1 protein-coding gene is annotated in these 1,210 nt (G+C 44.4%); it reads right to left on the bottom strand.

All coding sequences use genetic code 11. The annotated features are described in order from the left end of the window. Window positions 1-58: 58 nt before the first annotated feature. Entirely contained in the window at window positions 59-1,084 is a 1,026-nt protein-coding gene (locus JCM14108_RS13930; RefSeq protein WP_035181582.1) for an IS30 family transposase, read from the bottom strand. Between the last annotated feature and the right edge of the window lie 126 nt (window positions 1,085-1,210).

The raw sequence follows: 1,210 nt of genomic DNA, 5'->3' as shown, positions 1-1,210 counted from the left end.
CCTCAATTGTCAAATCAAGTGCAACACTAAGAATCTATTCTTAGAAGTGGTCTAGTTGCTAAGCTAGTTCAGGCATTAGATCGGCTGGGCAGCGATAGTTCAATGACCGCCGTAGCCGGTTGTTTAAGGTATCTTGAGCCAGCTGAATGTCAATGAGTGAGGCCGAAGCCAAGGATCTGCCCTTCGGGAAGAACTCGCGCAAAAGGCCGTTAGTGTTCTCATTGGTTCCACGTTCCCATGGTGAATAAGGATGGGCAAAGTAGATGTCAGTTCCCTTGACTTGACTCAAGCTTGAGAACTCAGCACCATTATCAAAAGTAATGGTTTTAAAGTGCTCGGTTCCATAGTCATATAAGGTATTCTGGAGGGCTTTCAAGCAAGTGTCGGCATGATAATTGGGAAGTTTAACGATGATCTCTAAGCGACTAACACGTTCAGTCAAAGTCATTAATGCTGGCTCAGATTCAACCCGTTTGCCTTTGACCAAGTCACCTTCCCAGTGTCCAAGCTCTTGACGCGCTTGAACCATGGCGGGACGCTCTTCGATTGAATGGCCCAGATTTTTCTTATTGATTCGATGATGCTTTGCCCCGGGGCATTTAATCCGGCGACGTAGTTTAGCTGGTAGGTCTGAATTGCGGATAACTAAACGCTGGTCATCAATATACCGGTACACCGTCGGTGTTGAGGGGCAGACAAGCCTTGGGTGATCAGTCTTGAATTGGTGGACAAAAGTATCCACACTATGCATCCTGGGACGCGCTTTTAAAGCTGTCACCAAAGCATTACAGAAGGTTTGACAATGATCAAAGAGTCCACGATAACAGCTATTTAGTCGGTGCTTACGATAAATTGCTTCACCAGTTTCTGCCAGATATGACTGTTCAAAGATATGAGTACTAGCGTTAATCTGTGTCGTTGTCCCACGTTTTAATTCACGTGAAATCGTGCTGGGATTACGATGAAGGGCCTGGGCAATCCGGCGGATAGACCAATCTAAGTCCCTTAGGGATTCAATTCGACCACGTTCAGCTAAATTGAGTTGGTGATACTGATTAGATATGATATTCTTAATTCGGGTCATGAAGATACCTCTTTCTTGTTTGTGGTGAATTAAGAATAGGTCTTCATGGCCTTTTTGACTAGTCTGAATAAAGAACTGGTCTAGTAGAGCAGGTGTTGCACTTCAATTTTAAATCGAGGTAAAAAA

It is taken from the genome of Lentilactobacillus farraginis DSM 18382 = JCM 14108 (assembly GCF_000583655.1).
GTDB lineage: Bacteria > Bacillota > Bacilli > Lactobacillales > Lactobacillaceae > Lentilactobacillus > Lentilactobacillus farraginis.
The sequence above is the reverse complement of the archived record's forward strand: the minus strand, read 5'-3'. Positions and strand labels throughout refer to the sequence as shown.